Genomic DNA, 22,014 nt, shown 5'->3' on the forward strand with positions numbered 1-22,014 from the left:
GAATCCGATTCCTTTTCGAGAGGCCGGTTGTTTCACGACAACCGGTGGGCGTACGGGACGTGTGGTCGTAGTCGGCGCTACCTGCCGACGCCGTACACACCCCGCGCTTCGTCTCTGGTCACCTTGCCGAGATCGAGTTCGATGACGCGTCGACGCATGGAGTCGACGATGTGGTGATCGTGGGTCGCCATGACGACGGTGGTGCCTGTGCGGTTGATCCGCTCGAGCAGCAGCATGATGTCCTGGCTCGTTTCGGGGTCCAGGTTGCCGGTGGGCTCGTCGGCGAGCAGCACGAGCGGGCGGTTCACGAATGCGCGGGCGATGGCGACGCGCTGCTGCTCACCGCCGGAGAGTTCGGTGGGCAGTCGATCGGCTTTGCCGGCCAGACCGACCATGTCGAGAACCTCGGGCACAGTGCGCGCGATGACGTTGCGGGGTTTGCCGATGACTTCCAACGCAAAGGCGACGTTCTCGGACACCGTCTTCTGCTGAAGCAGGCGGAAGTCCTGGAAAACACAACCCATGCTCTGGCGAAGCTTCGGCACGCGGCGGGCCGCCAACTTGTTGACGTGGAAATCCGCGACCTCGATGTCACCGGACGTGGGCGACTCCATCTTGAGCAGCAACCGCATGAACGTCGACTTGCCGGAGCCGGAGGGGCCGATGAGGAAGACGAACTCCCCCTTCTCCACCTCCACGCTGACTTTGTCGAGCGCCGGCCTGGTGGAGGCCTTGTAGGACTTCGACACATTCTTCATGCTGATCACAACTAGCCAGTCTAGCCGTTATCTAACGGTGACCTTGGCGCCACGCGCGAGCACCCTCGTCCTTATCCGGTACCGGTGGTCGCAGGTGACTGTGGCACCGACGTCGGTGCCTGCATTGCCGCGCCAGGTTGCGGGACGGTCGTCGTCGCAGGAGTCGTCGGCACTGTGGTCGCAGACTGTTCGGCGTTTCCCGGAGCAGGCGCTGGACCAGAAGTCGGCGTCGGAGAACCGGAGCTGCCCGTACTCGATTCCGAGGACGGAGCCTCGGAGGTGGTCGTCTGCTCGGTCGAGGACGGCACGGGGGTCGTCGTCGACGGTTGTTTGACCGAAGGCGCGACGTACGGCTCGGTCTGCGACGTGTCGACGCTCGGCGGCGGGTTTGCTGCCGTTTCTTCCGGATTGAGGTACGTGTGCAGCAGATACGTGAGGATCCAGGCGACCACGAGAATGAACGTCGAGGTGCGCATCCGGCCACCGAAGATCCGTGACGGAAGCCAGTCCAGGTGAATCAGGCGGTCGAGTCCGCGGCGCGGTTCCTGATCGGTCATTCGCTCGCCTCCTCGGTCCGTGCGGTGTGCAGATCCGGTGACACCGTGATCCCCTGACGTCGCAGTGCTGCGGCGACGCGGACACGAAGTGCTCGCCCGACCTGGAATTGTTTGCCAGGCAGCGTGCGCGCAACCATCCGCACGTTGACCTGATCGACCTCGAGGCTTTCGACGCCCATGACAGTGGGCTCGTCGAGCAGCAGTTTCTTGAGTCCACGGTCAGCCATCGCGTCGACTCCGACCTGACGAAGTACCTCGTTGACCCGGGTGAGGTCGGCAGTCGCCGGAACCGGAACGTCGATGACGGCGCGTGCCCAGTCCTTGGACAGGTTGGTCGCTTTCACGATCTGGCCGTTGGGAACGGTGATGACCTCGCCGTCGGAGTTTCTCATCCGCGTCACGCGCAGGGTCACGTCCTCGATGACACCTTCGGCGTCGTCGGAGGAGCCGGTGATCGCAAGCCGGACGGTGTCACCGAAGCCGTACTGGCGTTCGGTGATGATGAAGAAACCGGCAAGAATGTCCTGCACGACGCGCTGTGCACCGAAACCGAGCGCCGCACCGAGCACAGTCGCCGGCGCCACCAGACTTCCGATCGGCAAGTTCAGTTGGTCGAGAACCTTCAGCGTCGCGATCACGTAGATGAACGTGATGACCACCCAGGTGATGACCTGCGCGACCGAGTGGCGATGCTTGGTCGCCTCGGAGCGAACCAGCGCATCGCCCAACTGATAGTTGGAGTCGATCTGGTCGGTGACCTTGTTGCCGCCCCAACTGACCAACCGGGCGAGAATCATCGCGCCGAGCACGGTCATGAGGACGGACAAACCGGTGGTTTGAAGCCAATCGAGCAGGTTCTGCCCAGGTCGAAGTAAAGTCATCGTGCCTTTCGGTATCCGAACGCTATGCGGACTGGTTCTCGCTCATGCGCCAGCGGATGCCGGCCTCGAGGAACCCGTCGATGTCGCCGTCGAGCACTGCCGACGGGTTGTTGACCTCGTACTCGGTACGCAGGTCCTTGACCATCTGGTACGGATGCAGAACGTAGGAACGCATCTGGTTGCCCCACGAGCTGCCGCTGTCGCCCTTGAGCGCATCCATCTCGGCGCGCTCTTCCTGACGCTTGACCGCGAGCAGCTTGGCCTGCAGGACGCGCATCGCCGACACCTTGTTCTGGAGCTGCGACTTCTCGTTCTGACAGGTGACGACGATTCCCGTCGGGATGTGTGTGAGTCGAACGGCGGAGTCAGTGGTGTTCACGGACTGACCACCCGGACCGGACGAGCGGTAGACGTCGACGCGGATGTCGTTCTCGTTGATCTCGATGTGGTCGGTCGTCTCGACGACCGGCAGGACCTCGACCTCGGCGAACGACGTCTGGCGACGCCCCTGGTTGTCGAACGGGCTGATTCGGACGAGCCGGTGGGTGCCCATCTCGACGGACAGCGTTCCGTAGGTGTACGGGCCCTTGATCGCGAACGTCGCGCTCTTGAGTCCGGCTTCTTCGGCGTACGACGTGTCGTAGACCTCGACGCCGTAGTCGTGCTTCTCTGCCCAGCGGATGTACATACGCATCAGCATCTCGGCCCAGTCTGCGGCGTCGATACCGCCGGCGCCGGAGCGGATGTTGATGAGTGCGTCGCGCTCGTCGTACTCGCCCGACAGCATGGTCTTGACTTCCATCGCCGCGATGTCGTCACGCAGGCTCGCCCGCTCGGCGTCGGCATCGGCCACCGCGTCGGGGCCTTCGTCTTCTGCCAGTTCGTAGAGGATCGGCATCTCGTCGAGCCGCTCGCGCAGTGCAACGATGCGGCGAAGCTCCGCCTGGGCGTGGGAGAGCTGGCTGGTGACCTGCTGGGCGTGTTCCTGGTCGTTCCACAGACCGGGGTCGGCCGCCTGGTGCTCGAGCTCGTCGATGCGTCGGCGCAGCTCCTCGACGTCCACAACCGATTCGCAGGTGCGAAGGGTGGTGTCGAGGGCGTTCAGGTCTGCAATTACGTCGGGATGCACGGTTCTCAAGGCTACCGGGTGCCGACCTGGGCTCTGCTGTGCGTCACCCTGTCCGCTCCCCCGTGCGTCACCTATTGGGATCACCGCGACTGGAAGCCTTGCCAACCAGGGTCCGAGGGAACCTACTGGAGTGATGACTGTCACCGACGAATACCTGCAGAACAACGCCGCCTACGCCGAGCAGTTCACCGGTCCGCTCCCCCTCCCACCCAGCAAGCACGTTGCCGTTCTCGCCTGCATGGACGCCCGCATCGACGTCTATCGGGTGCTGGGGATCCAGGAAGGTGAATCGCACGTCATCCGCAATGCGGGTGGAGTCGTCACCGACGACGAGATCCGATCCCTCGCCATCAGCCAGCGTCTGCTGGGAACTACCGAGATCATCCTCATCCACCACACCGACTGCGGAATGCTGACGTTCACCGACGACGACTTCAAGCGATCCATCCAGGACGAGATCGGCATCAAACCCAACTGGGCTGCCGAATCGTTCCCCGACATCGACGAGGACGTCCGTCAGTCGTTGAAGCGCATCGAGAACAGTCCGTTCGTCACCGCGACGACCTCCCTACGCGGATTCGTCTTCGACGTCGCCACCGGAAAGCTGAACGAAGTCCTCCCCGTTTGAGCCGGTAGGTTGTGTACCCGTGACCGATCGCGCATCCGACCTCGCACTCGCCCTCCGTATCGCCGACGAGGCTGACGCGATCACTCGCGCCCGCTTCGGTGCGCTCGATCTTCGAGTCGACGACAAGCCGGACCTCACCCCTGTCTCGGACGCCGACCTCGCTGTCGAGCGTGCAGTGCGCGCGACACTCGGTGAGCACCGACCGGAGGATTCCGTACTGGGCGAAGAATTCGGCGGCGACGCAGTCTTCGAGGGCAGGCAGTGGGTGGTCGACCCCATCGACGGGACCAAGAACTTCGTCCGCAACGTACCGGTGTGGGCCACGCTGATCAGCTTGCTCGAGGACGGCGTCCCCGTTATCGGCGTCGTGAGCGCACCCGCCCTGAATCGGCGATGGTGGGCTGCAACAGGTTTGGGCGCACATACGTCCTTCGGGGACAGTGATGCGCGGGCGATCCAGGTATCCGCCGTCGATCGCAGCGAGTCAGCGAGCCTGAGCTTCTCGAGCCTCTCGGGGTGGAAGGACCGCGGAATTCGCGATCAGTTCGTCGAACTCACCGACCACGTATGGCGCGTGCGCGGTTACGGGGACTTCTTCTCCTACTGCCTAGTGGCCGAAGGCGCCGTCGACATTGCTGCCGAACCCGAGGTTTCCCTGTGGGATCTGGCAGCGCTCGACGTATTGGTCCGTGAGGCCGGCGGCGCGTTCACCGATCTGGACGGCGGCGCAGGTCCGCACGGCGGCAGCGCGGTCGCCACCAACGGACTGCTGCACGAAGACGTTCTGGCCCGCCTGCGGTAACCGCCCGGATACCAGAACATCCCACCCGCCGCAAGGGTCCGAGGGAGGAGTTCCGACAGGCCCGTCGGCAGGATTCGGCACGACATCTCGGCCCGTTGACTGGAAGTAGTTGATCACGCACTACTTCCAGGAGAACGATGAACCGGATTTCCAGGCGCACGATTCTGTTCGGTCTGGCCGCAGCGCCCCTCGGGCTCGCGGTGGGCTGCGGCGCCGACCCGGCAGCGAAGAGCGCCACGTTGGCGGTGGCCGGAACTTCGCGTCCGCTACCGATTCCGCCGCTTGCCGAATCCACCGTCGACGACGCAGGTGTTCGCCACTTCACACTTCGTGCCGGTGCCGGGACCACCGAGATCGTCGCGGGAAAACTCACCGACACTTGGGGTTTCAACGGATCCATTCTGGGGCCCACCGTCCGCGCCGAACGCGGAGAGTCTGTCGCATTCACGATCGAGAACACACTGGCAGAGGCCACGACCGTCCATTGGCACGGCATGCATCTGCCCGCAAGATACGACGGTGGCCCGCACCAGACCATCGAAGCCGGCGGACGCTGGGAACCGGCGTGGACGATCGGCCAGCCGGCGTCGACGCTGTGGTATCACCCACACCCGCACGGATCCACCGAACGGCACGTGCAGCGCGGTCTCGCCGGACTGTTCCTGATCGACGATGCCGACACGCGGGCGCTGGACATCCCCAAAACCTATGGTGTCGACGATGTTCCGCTGATAATCCAGGATCGTCGATTCCTCGCCGACGGCAGCTTCGACGAATCAGATCCGACCGACATCGGCCTGCTCGGCGACACGATCGTCACCAACGGCATCTCCGACGCCTACCTCGACGTCACCACCGGGGTCGTCCGGTTGCGCATCCTGAACGGCTCTTCCGGCCGTCTCTACAACCTGGGGTTCCCCGACGACCGCACGTTCGATCTGATTGCCACCGACGGCGGACTGCTCGAATCACCGATTGCGATCAAGCGGATTCAGCTCAGCCCCGGTGAACGAGCCGAGATCGTGGTTCGCGTCGACCCCGGTGCGACGACCACACTGGTGTCGTTCCCGATCGAGGACGGCGGTGGCGTGAGTTCCTCCGACGCCGAGAACTTCGGCATGAACGACCGCTTCGACATCATCGAACTGCGGGGGGTTGCCAGCCGCACGTCACGGTCGACTCTCCCGGCGCAGTTGGCCGTACTACCGCGTCTCGATCCGTCGAAGGCTAGCGTTTCCCGAACCTTCGATCTGCAGTGGTACATGATCAACGGGCAACGAATGGACATGAACCGCATCGACTTCGAGGCCGAGGTCGGCGCGACCGAGGTGTGGACGATCACCAACAAGGACAACTGGCCACACAATTTCCATGTCCACGACGTACAGTTCCAGATCCTCGACGTCGACGGTCGCACTCCCCCGCCGCACTTGCGCGGACTCAAGGACACCGTCTACACACCGCCGGGCAGCAGGGTTCGCGTCGCACTGCAGTGGTCCGAGTACACCGATCCCACGTTCCCGTACATGTTCCACTGCCACCTGCTGATGCACGAGGACCAAGGGATGATGGGCCAATTCCTCGTCCTCGAACCGGGACAGAAGGCGGCTCCGATGCAGATGGACATGCCGATGGACATACCGATGCCCGGTTCGCACTCCGGTCACTGAAAGTTCTGCAAGTAGTACACAGCGAGGCGAACCCGATTGTCGCAACCGGTCTTCGACATCAGGTTCGCCACGTGCGTCTTCACCGTGGTCACACCCAGATGCAGCGTGTCCGCGATCTCCTGATTGCTCTTCCCTTCTGCCACCAGTGCGAGGACCTGCGATTCGCGATCGGTCAGCGGAACCCTCTCTGTCACCGCAGTGTCTGCGACACCACCGATCACCGCGCGATCCACAACGCGGCGGAGAAGTTCCGGAGTGAACACCATCTCGCCCTCGGCGATCCGCCGAATGGCGCCGAGCAGCTCGGCGGGTTCGGTGTCCTTGACGAAGAACCCCGAAGCCCCCGCGGCGAGTGCGGGATACAGATGATCGTCGTCGTCGAAGGTGGTCAACACGAGAATGCGCGCTCGACGACCGGCCTTGACGATCTGCTGCGTGGCACCGATCCCGTCCAGCCCGGGCATTCTCAAGTCCATCAGAATCACGTCGGGGTCCAATTCGGCAGCGAGTGCCACCGCCTCGACGCCGTTCGACGCCTCACCGGCAACGGCCATGTCCTCGGCTGCCGCGCACAGCATCCGCAAACCGGCGCGCACCAGTCGCTGGTCGTCGACGATCAGCACGCTGATCACGAGACACCGCCCGAGACAACCAGTGGAATACTCACGTGCACTTCCCATTTCCCGTCACTGTTCGTGCCGGCGGTCATCTCGCCGCCGACCAACTCCGCGCGCTCCTGCATTCCCACCAGGCCATGACCTGCATTCCGGGGCGATCCCTCGACGTCGTTGACAACCCTGACATGGACCCGGTTGTCATCGCGACCGACCGAGACCGATACCAGCCCCTTTTTGTCGCCATGCTTCATGACGTTGGTCAGTGATTCCTGAATCACCCGCAACAGCGTCAGCCTGCCGATCGCATCGAGATCGGCTGCGCCTGACTCGGCATTCCCCTGCGTGTCGAAGACCGACTGCACCTCGAAACCCGCCGCACGCACACGATCTATCGCCGCCCCGATTTCCGCGTCGACGGCATCCGGCTCGACCAGAGCGACCTCACCGAGCGAAGGATCACGAAGTGCGACCAGAAGCCGACGGATATCGGCCAACGCATCCGACGCCGTCGCACGCACATCCGCGAGGACCTCACGCACGGCCTCATCCTGGGGCGCCAAGACATGTTGAGCCACGCCGATTCTCAGGACGATCGATGCCATGTGGTGTGCAACCAGGTCGTGCAGTTCGCGGGCGAGCGCACTGCGCTCCGCAGCGCGGGTCTGCGCAAGATTGTTCGCGGCCAATTCACGCTGCGAGCGCAGATACAGTCCGAGCAGCAGTGGCAACCCCACGTACGCAAGCACTTTCACAGCCGTGGTGACCGAGAAGAATGCTTCGTGAGATTCGAACCAGATCCCCGCGAGCACCGAACCGCACCATCCTGCTGCCGATACGGCAACCATTTCTCTGCGCTCGGCCCGCATCGTGACGTCGACGACGGCGACAGCCCCGAGATACGGAACAAGTTCGGACAGCCCCCAGGCGTCGGCGACGAACATCGGAACGGCGAGCGCCGAGATGGCCAGGGACGCGAAGACCGGCCATCGACGGCCGGCGACGAAGGCGAGCGCCGACAGCATCGACAGTATCCAGTAGGTGACGGGAACTCGATACTCCCCCGGATACGTGCTGGCGATCAACAGGCACGGGACCACCACCAACGGCGCGTAGCGCATATATCGCTGTATCCGATCTGGCACCTCTGTCCGGCTCACCCCTCGAGCCTATGACGCGCATCATTTCGCGGTTTCTCGACAACAGACCTTACTGATGAGTAAGATAAAAATCGTCCAACGCCCCAACACCGAGAAACAGCTGGTGATCATGACCAAGCAAGACAGTGTTGCCCCCGACAAGAGCGCTCAGCGCAGCGAATCGGGCGCGCAGCGCGGCGGCGCCAAGGGTGCGCCCCGCGACACGTCCGCCGTCGGCCTGAACCCGATCAAACGCGACGCCATGGGCGCAGCCATGCGTGTGCTTACCAAGATCACCGGTTCGGAACTGGCCGAGAAGTTCAATCTGCGTCAGACCATCGATCGCGTGACCTACGAGGGCACCAAGACGGGCTTCAAAACCCTGGGTGCCGCCACTCGAGGATTCCAGAAGGTTTCGGGCAACGGTGCACCCAAGCGCCTGCCCGACAACCCGAGCAAGAACGCCGACTACTTCGATCTCACCCCGGACGACGACCAGAAGATGATCGTCGAGACGGTGCGTGAGTTCGCGGCCGAAATCCTGCGTCCCGCGGCCTACGACGCCGACGGCGCAGCTCAGGCCCCCGCCGATCTCTCCAAGCGCGCGGCCGAGCTCGGTATCACGCTGATCAACGTTCCCGAAGAACTCGACGGAGCAGCCGCCGATCGCGGCGCAGTCACCAATTCTCTTGTTGCCGAGGCACTTGCGCACGGAGACATGGGACTTGCACTTCCGATCCTCGCACCGAGCGGTGTTGCAGTTGCACTGACGCAGTGGGGCACCGACGCGCAGCAGAAGACCTACCTTCCGGCCTTCACCGGCGAGCAGGTCCCCGGCGCAGCAGTGGTGGTCAACGAACCACGCGCACTGTTCGATCCGTTTGCCCTGCAGACCAAGGCAGTGCGCTCCCCCAGCGGCTACAAGCTCAACGGCGTCAAGAGCTTGGTGCCCGCCGCGGCTACGTCCGAACTCTTCGTCATCGCCGCGGAACTCGACGGCAAGCCGTCCTTCTTCATCGTCGAATCCGACACCAAGGGACTCGTCGTCGAAGCAGATCCCAGCATGGGTCTGCGCGCCGCCGGCCTGGGTCGCCTGATCCTCACCGACGTCGCTGTGTCGGAGTCCGCACTGCTCGGCGACGGTGACGCCGAGCAGCGTAAGGCCGAATACGCCGACGCGATTCGCCTGGCTCGCCTCGGTTGGGCGTCCATGGCCGTCGGCACCAGCCAGGCAGTTCTCGACTACGTGATTCCGTACGTCAACGAGCGCGAAGCGTTCGGCGAGCCGATCAGCCACCGCCAGGCGGTTGCCTTCATGGTCGCCAACATCGGCATCGAACTCGACGGACTGCGTCTGGTCACGCTTCGCGGCGCTTCACGCGCCGAGCAAGGCTTGTCCTTCGCTCGCGAATCCGCTCTGGCCCGGAAGCTGGCTTCCGAGAAGGGCATGCAGATCGGCCTCGACGGTGTACAACTCCTCGGTGGACACGGGTTCACCAAGGAACACCCGGTCGAGCGCTGGTACCGCGACCTCCGTGCCATCGGCGTTGCCGAGGGCATCGTCCTCATCTGACGCCGCTGAACTTCCAGGAGAACCACGATGATCAACCTCGAACTTCCCAAGAAGCTCAAAGCATCAGCGAACCAGGCACATCAGGTCGCGGCGCAGATCTTCCGACCCATTTCACGTAAGTACGATCTCGCTGAGCACGAGTACCCCGTCGAGCTCGACACCATGGCCGCCATGGTCGAAGGCCTCTCCGATTCCGGTGGAGACATCGGCGGTGCCAGCGGCGGACGGTCCGACGCGAGCGCCAAGGGTGGCAACGCCAACGGCGGCAACATGTCTGCGCTCCTCAACTCGCTCGAAACATCTTGGGGCGACGTCGGACTCATGCTCTCGATCCCCTACCAGGGGCTCGGCAACGCCGCGATCGCCGCAGTGTCCACCGACGAACAGCTCGAACGTTTCGGCAAGGTGTGGGCCTCGATGGCCATCACCGAACCGAGCTTCGGTTCCGACTCCGCCGCAGTGACCACCACCGCCGTTCTCGACGGCGACGAGTGGGTTCTCAACGGCGAGAAGATCTTCGTCACCGCCGGTGAGCGTTCGACGCACATCGTCGTGTGGGCGTCGGTCGACAAGTCGAAGGGCCGAGCGGCCATCAAGTCGTTCGTCGTTCCGCGTGACGCACCGGGCCTGAGCGTTGCTCGCCTCGAGCACAAGCTGGGCATCAAGGCCTCCGACACCGCAGTACTCCTGCTCCAGGATTGCCGCATTCCCGCGGACAACATCCTCGGCAGCCCGGAGGTCAACGTCGAGCAGGGCTTTGCCGGCGTCATGCAGACGTTCGACAACACCCGGCCCCTCGTTGCAGCCATGGCCGTCGGCGTCGGACGCGCGGCTCTCGAAGAACTGCGCGGCATCCTGACCGAAGCCGGTGTCGAGATCTCCTACGACACACCGGTCTACAACCAGCATGCAGCTGCAGCCGAGTTCATCCGTTTGGAAGCCGACTGGGAGGCCGCGTACCTGCTGTCTCTGCGCGCGGCGTGGATGGCGGACAACAAGAAGCCGAACTCGCTCGAAGCGTCCATGTCCAAGGCGAAGGCCGGCCGCACCGGCACCGACGTGACGCTCAAGGCAGTCGAGTTGGCCGGAACTTACGGCTACTCGCAGCGCCCGTTGCTCGAGAAGTGGGGCCGCGACTCGAAGATTCTCGACATCTTCGAGGGCACCCAGCAGATCCAGCAGCTGATCGTCGCACGCCGCCTGCTCGGAAAGTCGTCCGCCGAACTGAAGTGACGGTCGAACTGAAGTGACGGTCGCACAGACCCGATCCCGAAACACTCCGCCCCGCCACCTTTCGAGGTGGCGGGGCGGAGTGCTCGGTCGCCATCGTGAAACTTCACCACCGAAACCTGATTGCCCATTAGTGTGTAATCAGTCCTACAACGACGCTCGGAAGAGGTTCACGTATGCCCGGATTGGTCACCAAGGTCACTGACACCATCGGCGCGGCGGGGGTCATGTTCCGAGCCGGACTCGTCCCGTTCCCTCGCCTCGATCGCGGGCTCAAATCCATTGCAGCCGTGGACAAGTACGGACCCTTTGCCGGTCCGGTCCATGCACACGCCGAGAACGGCTACGACGCGGTGGCGATCATCGACGAGCGCGGACCCATCACCTATGCCGAGCTAGAGCGTCAGAGCAACGCGTTGGTCCGGGCGTGGCAGGCCGACGGCATCACGTCCGACTCCGTCATGGGTGCGATGTGCCGTAACCATCGAGGCTTGGTCCTGACCATGCTGGCGGCAGCGAAGAACGGAACGAAGCTCGTTCTCATGAACACGGGCTTCGCACGGCCCCAACTCGTGGACGTCGCAGCGCGTGAGAAGGTGGTCGCCTTCGTCTACGACGACGAGTTCGCTGACATCGCCGATGCCTTGCCGGACGACGTCGTCGTCTATCGTTCCTGGCCAGAGGGCACGGCCGCGGACGGTTCCACGGCAGCTACTCTCGACGAGGCCATCGCCGGACGCACCACGTCGTCGGTGCCGGCACCCGAGAAGAACGGTGGCTTCGTCCTCCTCACCAGCGGCACAACGGGAACTCCCAAGGGTGCGCCGCGTGGCCACACCTCCCCTCTCGCGTCGGCGCAGTTCCTCGACCGCGTGCCGTTGCGCCGCGGACAGACCATGATGATGGCGGCCCCTGCCTTCCACGGAACCGGCGTTTCGCAGTTCGCTCTCGCGTTGGCGCTCGGCCAGACCGTCGTCATGCATCGAGAGTTCGACCCGGAGAACACGATCAAACTTGTCGCACAATACAAGTGCGACAGTCTGGTCGTGGTCCCGACGATGCTCACTCGCATCATCGACCTCGGTCCCGACGTGCTGTCCAAGTACGACACGTCGAACCTGAAGATCATCTTCTCGGCAGGTTCGTCACTCTCACCCGATCTGTGCAAGCGAGTCACGGCCTCGTTCGGCTACGTCCTCTACAACCTGTACGGATCCACCGAGGTCGCGGTGGCAACAGTCGCGACTCCCGAGGATCTGACCATTGCGCCGGGAACCGCGGGCCGCGCGCCGGTGACCTGTCACGTCGAACTGTTCGACGAGAACAACAAGAAGATCACCACCCCACACACGATCGGCAGAATCTTCGTCGCCAGCGGGCTGAGCTTCGAGGGATACACCGACGGGCGTGACAAGGAACGTATCGACGGACTTCTCTCGACCGGCGACGTCGGACACTTCGACGCCAACGGCCTCCTCTTCGTCGACGGCCGCGACGACGACATGATCGTCTCCGGTGGCGAGAACGTCTACCCGCTCGAAGTCGAGAACCTGCTCGCCGATCGAGAGGACGTCTTGGAAGCGGCAGTCATCGGAGTCGAGGACGCCGACTTCGGGCACCGCCTGCGAGCGTTTATCGTCGTCGCCCACGGCGCCGACCAGAACTCCGACGAGCTGAAGGATCACGTCCGGTCGAATCTCGCGCGCTACAAGGTTCCCCGCGAGATCGTCTTCATCGACGAGCTTCCCCGCAACGCCACCGGAAAGCTGTTGCGCCGCGTCCTGATCGAGATGGAGATCAGCGAAGACTGAGCACAGTCACAAAGCGCTGAGCGTCCGGATCAATTCCGCCTCGTCGACGCGAGTTGAGTGCCCGTCGCGGAGCACGACCTCGCCCGCAACCAACACCGTGTCCACGATCTGACGACTGCCCGTCGTGAGAATGGACGCGCCCGGATCTCGCACCGGGAGGCAACCGAAGTCGCGTTCGAACCGAATCATGGTGAGGTCGGCGGGATCGCCCACGGAGATCCCGCCAGACCTGGCCGGCAGACCGAGTGCTGCGTTCGCACCGCCGGATGCGATGTCGATCATGGCTTCGAAGCCGAGCAGGTCGGCGCGGCCACGCGCGGCTCGCTGCACGTAGGCGCCGGTGCGCAGCGTCTCGAGCATGTCCTGAGTATCGTTGCTGGCTGCGCCGTCCACACCCAACCCCACCGCGATCCCCGCGTCGAGGAAACTCGGGACGGGCGCGATTCCGCTACCGAGGCGCATGTTGCTGACGGGGTTGTACGACACTCCGACGCCGCGCTCCGCCAGCACCTTCTGACCACGGTCGTCGAGTTCGACGCAGTGGACCGCCAGCACCCGGTCCCACAAGAACCCATGGGAATCGAGGTAGTCGACCGCGTTCATGCCCGCGTGTTCGGTACACATCGTGTTGTCGGTCTGCGTCTCGAGCAGGTGAATCGAGACCGTCAGGTCGCGAGCCTGCGCGAACGCACGCACTTCCGACATCCCGTCCGGGGTCAGCGAACGCGGGTTCGGTACCGCGACTGCCACGTCAATGCGGGAACCGCCGACGTCGCGCATCATCTGATCCGTATGTGCGAGAACATCTCCGAGTGGTTGCATGAGCCGCGGATCGAAGCCCCACTTCCTCGTCTTGTCCGCCCGGTCTGCGGTTCCGCGTCCCAGCACCGCACGAATCCCGGTGTCGTGCAACGCCCGGATCACAGCGTCGTGAACCTCGCTGGACGGGTGCGGCCACATGTGTTCGACCAGGGTCGTCGTACCGCTGCGCAATGCCTCCATCGAGGCTGCGACAGTGGCCGTGTATGCGCGCTCCGGCGTGATCTGAACCGACTCTTCTGCGACCGCGAGTAGCCATTCGAGAAGCGGTGTCCCTTCGGCGATCCCACGCATCAGTGACTGCTGAAGGTGCGTATGGGTGTTGACGAACCCAGGGATCAGATACGCCCCCGATCCGTCCACACTTCCAGGTGTGGCAGTGCCGGTCGACTTCTCGATCGATTCGACCACCCCATTCGAGACGACGACGTCGCGGCCGGTCAGCCATTGCCCGCCGCTGTACAACGTCACGTCCCGGATGATCGCGTCGGTCATGTTCTTGGGCGCGGTAGTCATCGCCAGTTCTCCTGAAAGTGTGTGACGGAACGGATACGGATCAACGCGCGAAGTTCGCGCGTACTCGCTGGTCGATGTAGTCCTCGGCAGTGATCGGCGGGTACTTGCCCGCCGGCCCCTCGATGGTCACGTCGCGGTTCGCCTGAGCGAAGAACGCGAGGCTGTAGCGGGCTCCCCGATAGTCGGTGACTCCGGGACTCTTGACTCGATGAAAATTCGACGGCAGGACGTCATCACTCCATCTCATCAGCATGTCGCCGATGTTGCAGGTGATCGCTTCCTCGGCCGGCACCACCGACGTCCATTCCTGGGTGTCCATCTCCTTGCCCGGGCACAGTTGCAACCCGCCCTGACCGTCACGCTGGAAAAGCAATGTCAGGCAATCGAAATCGGTGTGTGCTCCGGCACGCCACATCCCTTCGACATCTGCGTCGGCGGCAAGGGGGAAGTAGTGGAGTAGTCGCAGTGTGCTCTGGTAGGTGGCCACCGACGGGTCATGTGCCTTGGTGAAGAAGTCTCGTTCGAATCCCAGCTTCTCGGCGAAGCACGACAACAGGTCCATCGCAATGCCCCAGCACTTGGCTTCGAAGTCCAGGATCGTTTCGCGGAATCCGCCCAATTCGTCTGCAGTGGGCCACAGATCACCCATATGCGGGCGGGTCACCTGGTAGGACTCTTTCTGATCAGGTGTTCCGATGGAGGGACGCACTTGCGTCATGCTCTCCCAGCCGGAGTTGAAACCCTTCTTGAGCGGATACTGCGCTTTGACCTCAGTGGGCAGTGCAAAGAATCGCTCGGCCGCCGCGAAAGCCTCGCGGACCTGGTCCAGATCGATTCCGTGATTGACGATTTGGAAGAATCCGATGTCGGTCGCTGCCGACCACAACTCCTCGGCGATCTCGCTGCGCCGGTTCTCGAAATCCGAGAGATCGATTCTTCGGACCTCGCGGTCGGTGGTCTCCGTGCCCAGGCCACCCATGCGGGTCTCGCGGTTGAGTTCTGTCATGTCGTACGTCATTTGCTGTGAGCTCCTTCAGCGGATTCCGATGGACCGATCGGTGAATTTGTCGGTGTAGATCTCTTCTGCAGTCAATGACTGCGGTATCGCCGCACCCCCGGCGTTCAGGATGGGCTTCAGTTCTTCGACGGTGTGAGCGACTCGCGTCATGTCGAACGTGCCGACGGATCCGTCTGCCTCGTTCGCGATCAGGCCTTTCTCTTTCAGGAGCTGGGCACTGAACGCTGCTTCACCCTCGGTGTAGGGAGAGAACGACACGTCCTGCGAGACGACGTCGACAATGGCAGCATTCGCCGTATCCGGCGCAGTGATGTAGTCCGCGGTGGCCTGCTGAATGATCGGAACCAGCTTGCTCAAACACGGCGAGAGTGTCTCGACCTTGTCGGCACGAACGGAAACATTGGACGCGTAGATGTCGAAACCCGAATCTTTCAGCAGGTCATAGGAAACCGGCTTGTCCCACGCCGGCGTCTCCTTCTCGTACGTGTACGGTTCCGAATTCGCGAATCCTTGCTGAGCGATGGTCGGGTCACCGACAAATCGCGAGGGAGCTCCGTCGTAGCTCGTGTCGAGCTGAGACTGCTTCAGTAGTCCTTTCGCCACGAGCCACTGCGGAAAGAGTTGCTCCTTGGAAACGACGACACTCGCGTCGGACTTGCCGATATCGGCAACACTCGTCCAGTCCGGATGAGACTCTTTGTCCCACATGAGGATTGCCGGGCTGTATTTGAGCAATGGCGTGACGGCCACAACGGGCTGACTTGCCGCTGCCGCGATCACCTGATCCCCGTGCACCAAGCCGAGAGTGATGGAATCGTCGACGTACATCTGGGAGCTGACGGATTGGAACCCGATTGCCGGTCCCCCGGCCCGCAAGGTCAGGTCGACTCCGGTGTCCTTCCCTCCGGCGACAAGAGTCCCACTGACGGACTTGTCGTCGGTGTCGACCGAATAGCCGGGACCGAGCATCTCGAAGAGCGCTCCCATATCCGACTGTGGCTGCCATTGGAGTTGAACCACAACGTTTTCCGGACAGAGACCCGCAAGGTTCTGCGCCTCGGCAGCTGGTTCGAGAGATTCGGCTTTCGCCGTCTCAGCCTCACTGGAGCTGCACGCAGTCAATCCGATGGCTGCACACATGGCCAGTGCCGCGCCCGCCGCTCCCACACTTCTGCGATTGGAATGCACCTTGCGATTTGAATACACAGCGTCTCCTTCGTGAAAACAATTGGGATGTGGGCGAACCAAGAAGGGTGATCCGATGAGCACACTCTGCAGCACGTGGATTACATGCAATCGCCTCGTTGTTTCCATCAGGTAACGCGCGCCAGGATTCTCGCTTCACCTGCAATGTCACCTCACATTTACATTCAGCAATCTAAGCGACATACATGCAATTCAAGATAGTTCCTATATCTTGAAGAACTTTTGCATGCATTACCGAACCGGAGGCTCAGATGGAACTCGCGAACACGATGCAGGATGCCGACGCTCGCAAGCTCACCGCGCCGATGCAGATGGTCTTTTCCGATGTCGTCAAGAAGTTCGATACCGGCACTGTCGCGCTGGACGGCATCGATCTGGACGTGGAGCGAGGAGACTTCGTCGCCGTGGTCGGACCCTCAGGCTGTGGCAAGTCGACTTTGTTGCGCATGGCGGCCGGCCTCGAGCGACCGACCAGTGGTGCGGTTGCCCTCGACACCGAATCAGTTGGCTTCATCTTCCAGGAGCCGACTCTCCTCCCCTGGCGAACCGTGCAGGCCAACGTCGAATTATCGGCTGAACTCGGTGGCGGCGACAAAGCAGCGCGAAAGTTGCGCACCGACGAGGCAATCCGCGCAGTCGGCCTTGCGGACTTTGCGAAACAACTGCCCAATGCGTTGTCAGGCGGAATGAAGATGCGTGTCTCGTTGGCGCGTGCGCTCACCCTCGCACCCGCTGTGATGCTGCTCGACGAACCTTTTGGTGCGCTCGACGAGATGACACGACTGGAGATGCAGGTAGAGCTCCAGAGGCTCTACACCGACAAAGGGTTCACCTCGATGTTCATCACGCACTCGGTATCCGAGGCCGTGTACCTCGCAAACAAGGTGGTCGTCATGACCGCCAGGCCTGGACGAATACATTCGGTCGTGGACATCGATTTCCCGTACCCGCGTAGCCCGGAACTGCGCTACGACGCCCGATACACCGAACACGTCGCCGAGATCTCGGCCAGCCTCCATGGGAGCTCACGATGACCGAAGTCCTTGCAGTACAACAGGGCACCACCGTACGCAATACCGCCGTTCGTACTGATTCTGCGACCACGGCGCAAGCACAGGCACAGTCCGGACGGCCCTCTCGAATGAGAGCGCTCGGCACCTTCCTGCTCTATCCGCTGCTCTCACTTGCCGGCGCGGTCGCAGCGTGGTCGATCGTCAGCTACCTCGTTCTCTCCCCGGAACGTCGATTTCTCCTTCCGCCGCCGAGTCAAGTACTGACGAAGTCGCTACTCGACTGGAAACACCTCTCTCCCATGCTCGAAGCCCTCGCAGTGACGGCACAGGTTGCGCTGGTCGGCTTCGTCGTCGCGGTGGCAGTCGGCGTCGGAACCGGCGTGCTGATGAGCCAGGCCAAGTGGATCGAGCGGATCGTCTATCCATATGCCGTTGTGCTGCAGGTCATTCCCATCCTCGCCATCGTCCCCCTCATCGGGCTCTGGTTCGGCTACGGCATGACCGCGCGCACCCTGGTTTGCGTTCTCATCGCAGCCTTCCCGATCATCACCAACACACACTTCGGGTTGCAATCGGTCGATCGCGGACTGCACGAACTCTTCACCCTCGGCCGCGCCTCGCGTTGGGATCGACTGGTGAAACTCGAACTGCGAGCGGCAATGCCGGCCATTCTCACCGGCATCCGCACCGCCTCCGGCCTTGTTGTCGTCGGTGCCATCATCGGCGACATGTTCTTCGCCAAAGGACAACCCGGGATCGGGACCCTGCTCGACGTCTACCGAAGCCGCCTTCAGTCCGAGGATCTGATCGCCGCGATCGTGATCGCGTCGGTGTTCGGCGTCCTCGTCTTCTCTGCCTTTGGATTCCTCTCACGTGTGCTCGTCGGTAAGTGGCACACGTCCGGCCGCAAGGACTTTAAATGACCCACGAAATTCCCGCCTTCGAAATCCCTACGATCGATATCAGCCCGTACCTCACCGGCGAGGCATCGGCTGCAAACGCCACCAACAGCACTGCCTGTGCGGAAGTGGCAGCTCAACTCGATCGCGCGTGCCGGGAGGTCGGATTCATACAGATTGTCGGACACAGCATTCCACGATCGGCGACCGACGGACTGGCCGACGCTCTCGACGACTTCTTTGCTCTCCCACTGACGGTGAAAAACAACTATCGCCGTCCCTCGTCCGAGAACCGTGGCTACTCGCCACCGAAGTCGGAATCACTCAGCATGAGCCTGGGCGTCGCCGCTGCGAACCAGATGAACGATTTCTACGAAGCAATAGTCGTGGGCACAGAGGTGAGCGACTATCCGGGCGTCGACCTACCCGAGTCCAGCTACGCCGCCAACACTTGGCCTGAGGCCGCGCCCGGATTCCGACCGGCAATCGAAGAGTATTTCCGTCATGCCCAGGGCTTGGCACGAATCCTGATGTGCGCCTTTACCGACGCCCTCGGATTGCCGCCCGAGTACTTCGATTCGATGCTCGACCATTCGATCGACGCGATGAAGATGAACAACTACGCACTGCCTGAGGGCGAGATCCGCATCTCCGGCGACATGACGGGAATGGGCGCTCACACCGACTTCGGAATCTTGACCATCCTGTGGGCAGATCAAGTTCCGGGCCTTCAAGTTCTGAGTGCCGATGGCGTATGGCACGACGTCCAACCTGCCGACGGCGCACTCTTGATCAACCTCGGCGACGCAATGGCACGCTGGACGAACGACCGATGGCGCTCGACAGTGCACCGCGTCGACCCACCTATCGTCGATGGTCAGATCATCCGACGTCGCTCTGCCGCATTCTTTTTCGACGGAAACTACGACGCCGTCATCGAAGCACTGCCAGGGACTCTCGAACCGGGCGAGGTGGGATACCCGCCGATCACGATCGCCGAGAACATCGCGGCCAAAGTGGCCGGACTGAAAGGCGCGACGGCGCCCGACGTCGACAGTCGCAGCGCTGACCGGGTGCGCGCCGCCGGATAGCGCTCCCGGGTACCGTCGATATCGTGCAGGATCGAAGTGAGGACAAGATGACCACCACCGAACGAGCTTTGCTCACCGAGTCCGTGCACGAGACGCTTCGCGAACTGATCTTTTCGGGAGAGCTGGCGCCGGGGACACCACTGAGTGTTCCCGCGCTGGCGAGCAAGCTCAATGTCAGTCGAACGCCGGTCCGCGAGGCCGTGCAGCAGTTGATCTACGAGGGCATCGCGGTCCACACCCGAAATGCGGGTGCAAAAGTCGATTCGCTGGACGCAGAGTCTCTGCGCGCGGTCTTCGAGGTGCGTGAGGTACTCGACGGTCTCGCGGCGTTCAACGCGACGGCCAATGCCACGCATGAAACCGTGTCACAGCTGAACAAGATGGTGCAGGTGCAACGCGAACTTCTCGAGAGCCCGCCGGATCAGCGTCGCGATTCGACTCTGGACCTCGAGTTCCACACCTTGATTCGTGAGACTGCATGCAATCACCCGCTCAGTGAAGCCCTACATCGTCTCGACGGACAGTCACATCTCTACCGTTCGGACATGTGGAGCCTCGAGCTCAATCGGCGGATCGCCGTCACCGAGCACGCTCGTATAGTCGCGGCCATCGAATCGGGTGACGCCTTGGGAGCGAGAACTGCCGCGAGCGCGCACGTGGCCGGTCTACTCGTCCGAACAACCCGGACCTGAAGCTTTACCGAAATGACGGGAACAACGTGTCAGGCCAGGTGATGTCGCCGTCGTTCTCGTCCACGAACGTACCGACACAGTCGCGCCCCAAAGAGCTGATCGCTCCCGAGATGACCTCTGGATGCTCGAGCTCGGTGAGATGGTCTGCTCCGGTTCCGGCCCCGGCAACGCCATCGATGTACACCCGGCACTGGCCCCCGTCCAACCGACCGTCCGCCCACTCGCCTGAGCTCTGCACCACCGAATAGTAGGCAGATCCAGGAGTGTCCTCACCGGCATTGAGCTTGGTGAGAACTTCGGAGAACATGCAGGTGTCGTAACCGTCGGCAGGGCCTTGTACGCAGCCACCGGGGCTACCGTACTGCGGAGCACCGATGGCGACGAATGAATCCACTACTTCGGAGCCACCGAGGAACTTCGCGTAGTACCGGGAGCTCAGTCCACCCGCACTGTGCGCGATCACCCCGACGGAGTCAGCGCCGGCAGCGTAGGAGCGAATCGAATCGGCAATCAGCTCGGCGTCGGCCGCAATCATCTTGCCGGGTGCGTCGACGAAATGTGTCTCGTAGCCCGCAGCGCTCAGTGCCTCGTCGAGGGCGCGGTAGGTCGCCTGGTGCGTTTCTCCCGAGTTGTAGAGCTGCTGCCCTGGAACGATGAAGACCACGCGCTTCGCATCGGTGATCCGCCCACCGGCGGCAGCGCTTCCTGCCGAGAACGCCAGAGCGGTGGCCACCAGCGAAGTAGTCACCGCCATCGCCAAAAGAATCTTCGAGAGTCGCACGTCGCCACCCTACGACGGCTGCGCACAAAAAAGGACCGCCGCACTGGAATCCAGTGCGGCGGTCCTTTTTCTAGTAGCGGGGACAGGATTTGAACCTGCGACCTCTGGGTTATGAGCCCAGCGAGCTACCGAGCTGCTCCACCCCGCGATGCATTGACAAAGTTACACGAGCAGATGAACGGAACGCAAATCGCCTGCGCTGGAGCGAAATACACGCCTGAAAGTCGAAGAATCGGGTGACTGGGTTCACAAAATGCCCGTGAGCATCAACACATAACAAGCATGTAACGAACGTACCTCGAAACGGCATCGGAAAGGCTCTACCAGCACAAACGCCGAAAATCCTGGATGGGAGAAGACCAGGTGGTCCGGAAAATCGCGAATCGACCCTCGTTCAGCGCTCCCGTACGGTCGGTCCCGGCCCGAATCAACCGGGCGAACGCCGACCCGCCGCTGCTCCACTCTGCCCCGCGGGATCGGAACCCCCGAAACCTTCGAGGGGCAGAGACACGGAGAGACAAGCGCCCGGGAAAGTCAGCATCATCGCCGACCCGCAGGCCCGCCGATGTCAGCAAGCGCGGAGAGGATTTACCCCGACATGACGTACACCAGCATCAGCAAGCGTGCATTCGGCACATTGGCAGTAGCCGGCGCACTTGTCGCAGTGCCCCTCACCATGAGCACCGGCACCGCTTCCGCAGCCACCCACAACTGGGACGGCGTCGCACAGTGCGAGAGCGGTGGCGACTGGAACATCAACACCGGAAACGGCTACTACGGCGGCCTGCAGTTCTCGCAGAGCACCTGGACCGCCAACGGTGGCACCGGCTCGCCCGCCAACGCTTCCAAGGAAGAGCAGATCCGCGTCGCCGAGAACACCCTGCAGAGCCAGGGCCCCGGCGCATGGCCCGTCTGCGGCCAGCGTCTGACCGTCGCAAGCGAGCCGGCAGTCGAAGAGGCTCCCGCCGCAGCACCGGCTCCCGTCGCCGAGGCACCCGCAGTTGCTCCCGCCGTCGAAATCCCGGCCGAGCTCAAGCCCGCCGCACAGCAGGCTTACGACACCGCTCGTGACCTCGCCGGCCAGTACGGATTCGCCGCACAGTTCCAGCAGCTCTCCGATGCCAACGCACCGATCGTTGCAGCACTGCGCTGATTCAGCTCATACAGCTTCACCTGAGCACACAAGA

Annotated in this window: 21 protein-coding genes and 1 tRNA gene; 11 read left to right on the forward strand and 11 right to left on the reverse strand. The window is 62.7% G+C overall.

Annotated features, from left to right (window positions below; all coding sequences use genetic code 11):
• Positions 1-77: 77 nt before the first annotated feature.
• The 4 genes from ftsE to prfB form a co-directional block, all read right to left on the reverse strand.
• The gene (ftsE, locus tag QMA15_RS15170) at positions 78-767 is read right to left on the reverse strand and encodes a cell division ATP-binding protein FtsE (RefSeq protein WP_003942294.1); all 690 of its coding nucleotides are present in this window, start codon (positions 765-767) and stop codon (positions 78-80) included.
• A gap of 62 nt (positions 768-829) precedes the next feature.
• On the reverse strand, positions 830-1,315 hold the full coding sequence (locus tag QMA15_RS15175; RefSeq protein WP_020907206.1) for a hypothetical protein: 486 nt from the start codon (positions 1,313-1,315) through the stop codon (positions 830-832).
• The gene (locus QMA15_RS15180) at positions 1,312-2,196 is read right to left on the reverse strand and encodes a mechanosensitive ion channel family protein (protein ID WP_019747849.1); all 885 of its coding nucleotides are present in this window, start codon (positions 2,194-2,196) and stop codon (positions 1,312-1,314) included. Before QMA15_RS15180 ends, QMA15_RS15175 begins: the two co-directional genes overlap by 4 nt.
• Before the next feature lie 22 nt (positions 2,197-2,218).
• A complete protein-coding gene (gene prfB, locus QMA15_RS15185) occupies positions 2,219-3,325 on the reverse strand; it encodes a peptide chain release factor 2 (RefSeq protein ID WP_003942364.1) in 1,107 nt (368 codons plus the stop codon).
• A gap of 133 nt (positions 3,326-3,458) precedes the next feature.
• Here prfB and QMA15_RS15190 point away from each other — a divergent pair, with 133 nt between their 5' ends.
• From QMA15_RS15190 to QMA15_RS15200, 3 genes are all read left to right on the forward strand, one after another.
• Positions 3,459-3,953 (forward strand): carbonic anhydrase, encoded by a 495-nt coding sequence (locus tag QMA15_RS15190; protein ID WP_019747848.1) that lies wholly within the window; start codon positions 3,459-3,461, stop codon positions 3,951-3,953.
• Between the two features lie 19 nt (positions 3,954-3,972).
• A complete protein-coding gene (gene hisN / locus QMA15_RS15195) occupies positions 3,973-4,755 on the forward strand; it encodes a histidinol-phosphatase (protein ID WP_019747847.1) in 783 nt (260 codons plus the stop codon).
• A 137-nt stretch (positions 4,756-4,892) separates the two neighbouring features.
• Positions 4,893-6,425, forward strand: coding sequence for a multicopper oxidase domain-containing protein (locus QMA15_RS15200; RefSeq protein WP_279163769.1), 1,533 nt, complete (start codon positions 4,893-4,895; stop codon positions 6,423-6,425).
• On the opposite strand, the gene QMA15_RS15205 is transcribed toward QMA15_RS15200, so the two are convergent.
• Both QMA15_RS15205 and QMA15_RS15210 read right to left on the reverse strand, forming a co-directional pair.
• Positions 6,419-7,057, reverse strand: coding sequence for a response regulator transcription factor (locus QMA15_RS15205; RefSeq protein WP_046378358.1), 639 nt, complete (start codon positions 7,055-7,057; stop codon positions 6,419-6,421). The genes QMA15_RS15200 and QMA15_RS15205 overlap by 7 nt on opposite strands.
• Positions 7,054-8,160: a histidine kinase gene (locus tag QMA15_RS15210; protein WP_046378357.1), complete on the reverse strand. Its 1,107-nt coding sequence runs from the start codon at positions 8,158-8,160 to the stop codon at positions 7,054-7,056. The genes QMA15_RS15205 and QMA15_RS15210 overlap by 4 nt, the downstream gene beginning before the upstream one ends.
• A 142-nt stretch (positions 8,161-8,302) precedes the next feature.
• Between QMA15_RS15210 and QMA15_RS15215 the strand changes: the two genes are divergently transcribed.
• From QMA15_RS15215 to QMA15_RS15225, 3 genes are all read left to right on the forward strand, one after another.
• Complete coding sequence (locus QMA15_RS15215; protein ID WP_029255064.1) at positions 8,303-9,751, forward strand: acyl-CoA dehydrogenase family protein; 1,449 nt, start codon at positions 8,303-8,305, stop codon at positions 9,749-9,751.
• 27 nt (positions 9,752-9,778) lie between these two features.
• Positions 9,779-10,984 (forward strand): acyl-CoA dehydrogenase family protein, encoded by a 1,206-nt coding sequence (locus QMA15_RS15220; protein WP_003942363.1) that lies wholly within the window; start codon positions 9,779-9,781, stop codon positions 10,982-10,984.
• A gap of 173 nt (positions 10,985-11,157) precedes the next feature.
• Complete coding sequence (locus tag QMA15_RS15225) at positions 11,158-12,792, forward strand: acyl-CoA synthetase (RefSeq protein ID WP_279163768.1); 1,635 nt, start codon at positions 11,158-11,160, stop codon at positions 12,790-12,792.
• A gap of 6 nt (positions 12,793-12,798) precedes the next feature.
• On the opposite strand, the gene QMA15_RS15230 is transcribed toward QMA15_RS15225, so the two are convergent.
• Genes QMA15_RS15230 through QMA15_RS15240 form a run of 3 tightly spaced genes read right to left on the reverse strand, consistent with a single transcriptional unit; the run spans position 12,799 to position 16,351 of the window.
• Entirely contained in the window at positions 12,799-14,127 is a 1,329-nt protein-coding gene (locus QMA15_RS15230; RefSeq protein ID WP_279163767.1) for an amidohydrolase family protein, read from the reverse strand.
• Between the two features lie 40 nt (positions 14,128-14,167).
• Positions 14,168-15,145 (reverse strand): 2-oxoglutarate and iron-dependent oxygenase domain-containing protein, encoded by a 978-nt coding sequence (locus QMA15_RS15235; RefSeq protein WP_021334331.1) that lies wholly within the window; start codon positions 15,143-15,145, stop codon positions 14,168-14,170.
• Between the two features lie 15 nt (positions 15,146-15,160).
• Positions 15,161-16,351: a nitrate ABC transporter substrate-binding protein gene (locus QMA15_RS15240; protein ID WP_230091129.1), complete on the reverse strand. Its 1,191-nt coding sequence runs from the start codon at positions 16,349-16,351 to the stop codon at positions 15,161-15,163.
• Between the two features lie 251 nt (positions 16,352-16,602).
• On the opposite strand from QMA15_RS15240, the gene QMA15_RS15245 reads away from it, so the two are divergent.
• The 4 genes from QMA15_RS15245 to QMA15_RS15260 are packed head-to-tail and all read left to right on the forward strand — an operon-like array spanning position 16,603 to position 20,046.
• Positions 16,603-17,385, forward strand: a complete 783-nt coding sequence (locus QMA15_RS15245) for an ABC transporter ATP-binding protein (RefSeq protein WP_279163766.1) — start codon at positions 16,603-16,605, stop codon at positions 17,383-17,385.
• Entirely contained in the window at positions 17,382-18,287 is a 906-nt protein-coding gene (locus QMA15_RS15250) for an ABC transporter permease (RefSeq protein WP_020969249.1), read from the forward strand. Before QMA15_RS15245 ends, QMA15_RS15250 begins: the two co-directional genes overlap by 4 nt.
• Positions 18,284-19,354 (forward strand): 2-oxoglutarate and iron-dependent oxygenase domain-containing protein, encoded by a 1,071-nt coding sequence (locus QMA15_RS15255; RefSeq protein WP_279163765.1) that lies wholly within the window; start codon positions 18,284-18,286, stop codon positions 19,352-19,354. The genes QMA15_RS15250 and QMA15_RS15255 overlap by 4 nt, the downstream gene beginning before the upstream one ends.
• A 47-nt stretch (positions 19,355-19,401) precedes the next feature.
• Positions 19,402-20,046, forward strand: a complete 645-nt coding sequence (locus tag QMA15_RS15260; protein ID WP_020907137.1) for a GntR family transcriptional regulator — start codon at positions 19,402-19,404, stop codon at positions 20,044-20,046.
• 4 nt (positions 20,047-20,050) lie between these two features.
• Here the strand turns inward: QMA15_RS15260 and QMA15_RS15265 are convergent, their stop codons facing one another.
• Positions 20,051-20,827 carry a lipase gene (locus QMA15_RS15265; protein ID WP_279163764.1) on the reverse strand — a complete coding sequence of 259 codons (777 nt, stop codon included), beginning with the start codon at positions 20,825-20,827 and terminating at the stop codon, positions 20,051-20,053.
• A 74-nt stretch (positions 20,828-20,901) separates the two neighbouring features.
• Positions 20,902-20,975: transfer RNA gene (locus QMA15_RS15270), tRNA-Met, on the reverse strand.
• A 450-nt stretch (positions 20,976-21,425) separates the two neighbouring features.
• Between QMA15_RS15270 and QMA15_RS15275 the strand changes: the two genes are divergently transcribed.
• A complete protein-coding gene (locus QMA15_RS15275; RefSeq protein ID WP_019747833.1) occupies positions 21,426-21,980 on the forward strand; it encodes a transglycosylase family protein in 555 nt (184 codons plus the stop codon).
• Positions 21,981-22,014 lie beyond the last annotated feature (34 nt).

The sequence above is a fragment of the Rhodococcus sp. APC 3903 genome, from assembly GCF_030407755.1.
In the GTDB taxonomy this organism is placed as follows: domain Bacteria; phylum Actinomycetota; class Actinomycetes; order Mycobacteriales; family Mycobacteriaceae; genus Rhodococcus_F; species Rhodococcus_F erythropolis.

What these genes read in the sequence shown, in the direction of transcription:
- QMA15_RS15235 (WP_021334331.1), bottom strand. Translation starts at nt 15,145, where the DNA reads ATGACGTACGACATGACAGAACTCAACCGCGAGACCCGCATGGGTGGC.
- QMA15_RS15200 (WP_279163769.1), top strand. Translation starts at nt 4,893, where the DNA reads ATGAACCGGATTTCCAGGCGCACGATTCTGTTCGGTCTGGCCGCAGCG.
- QMA15_RS15275 (WP_019747833.1), top strand. Translation starts at nt 21,426, where the DNA reads ATGACGTACACCAGCATCAGCAAGCGTGCATTCGGCACATTGGCAGTA.
- QMA15_RS15180 (WP_019747849.1), bottom strand. Translation starts at nt 2,196, where the DNA reads ATGACTTTACTTCGACCTGGGCAGAACCTGCTCGATTGGCTTCAAACC.
- QMA15_RS15210 (WP_046378357.1), bottom strand. Translation starts at nt 8,160, where the DNA reads ATGCGCTACGCGCCGTTGGTGGTGGTCCCGTGCCTGTTGATCGCCAGC.
- QMA15_RS15190 (WP_019747848.1), top strand. Translation starts at nt 3,459, where the DNA reads ATGACTGTCACCGACGAATACCTGCAGAACAACGCCGCCTACGCCGAG.
- QMA15_RS15230 (WP_279163767.1), bottom strand. Translation starts at nt 14,127, where the DNA reads ATGACTACCGCGCCCAAGAACATGACCGACGCGATCATCCGGGACGTG.
- QMA15_RS15220 (WP_003942363.1), top strand. Translation starts at nt 9,779, where the DNA reads ATGATCAACCTCGAACTTCCCAAGAAGCTCAAAGCATCAGCGAACCAG.
- QMA15_RS15260 (WP_020907137.1), top strand. Translation starts at nt 19,402, where the DNA reads ATGACCACCACCGAACGAGCTTTGCTCACCGAGTCCGTGCACGAGACG.
- QMA15_RS15175 (WP_020907206.1), bottom strand. Translation starts at nt 1,315, where the DNA reads ATGACCGATCAGGAACCGCGCCGCGGACTCGACCGCCTGATTCACCTG.
- QMA15_RS15250 (WP_020969249.1), top strand. Translation starts at nt 17,382, where the DNA reads ATGACCGAAGTCCTTGCAGTACAACAGGGCACCACCGTACGCAATACC.
- QMA15_RS15225 (WP_279163768.1), top strand. Translation starts at nt 11,158, where the DNA reads ATGCCCGGATTGGTCACCAAGGTCACTGACACCATCGGCGCGGCGGGG.
- QMA15_RS15255 (WP_279163765.1), top strand. Translation starts at nt 18,284, where the DNA reads ATGACCCACGAAATTCCCGCCTTCGAAATCCCTACGATCGATATCAGC.
- QMA15_RS15245 (WP_279163766.1), top strand. Translation starts at nt 16,603, where the DNA reads ATGGAACTCGCGAACACGATGCAGGATGCCGACGCTCGCAAGCTCACC.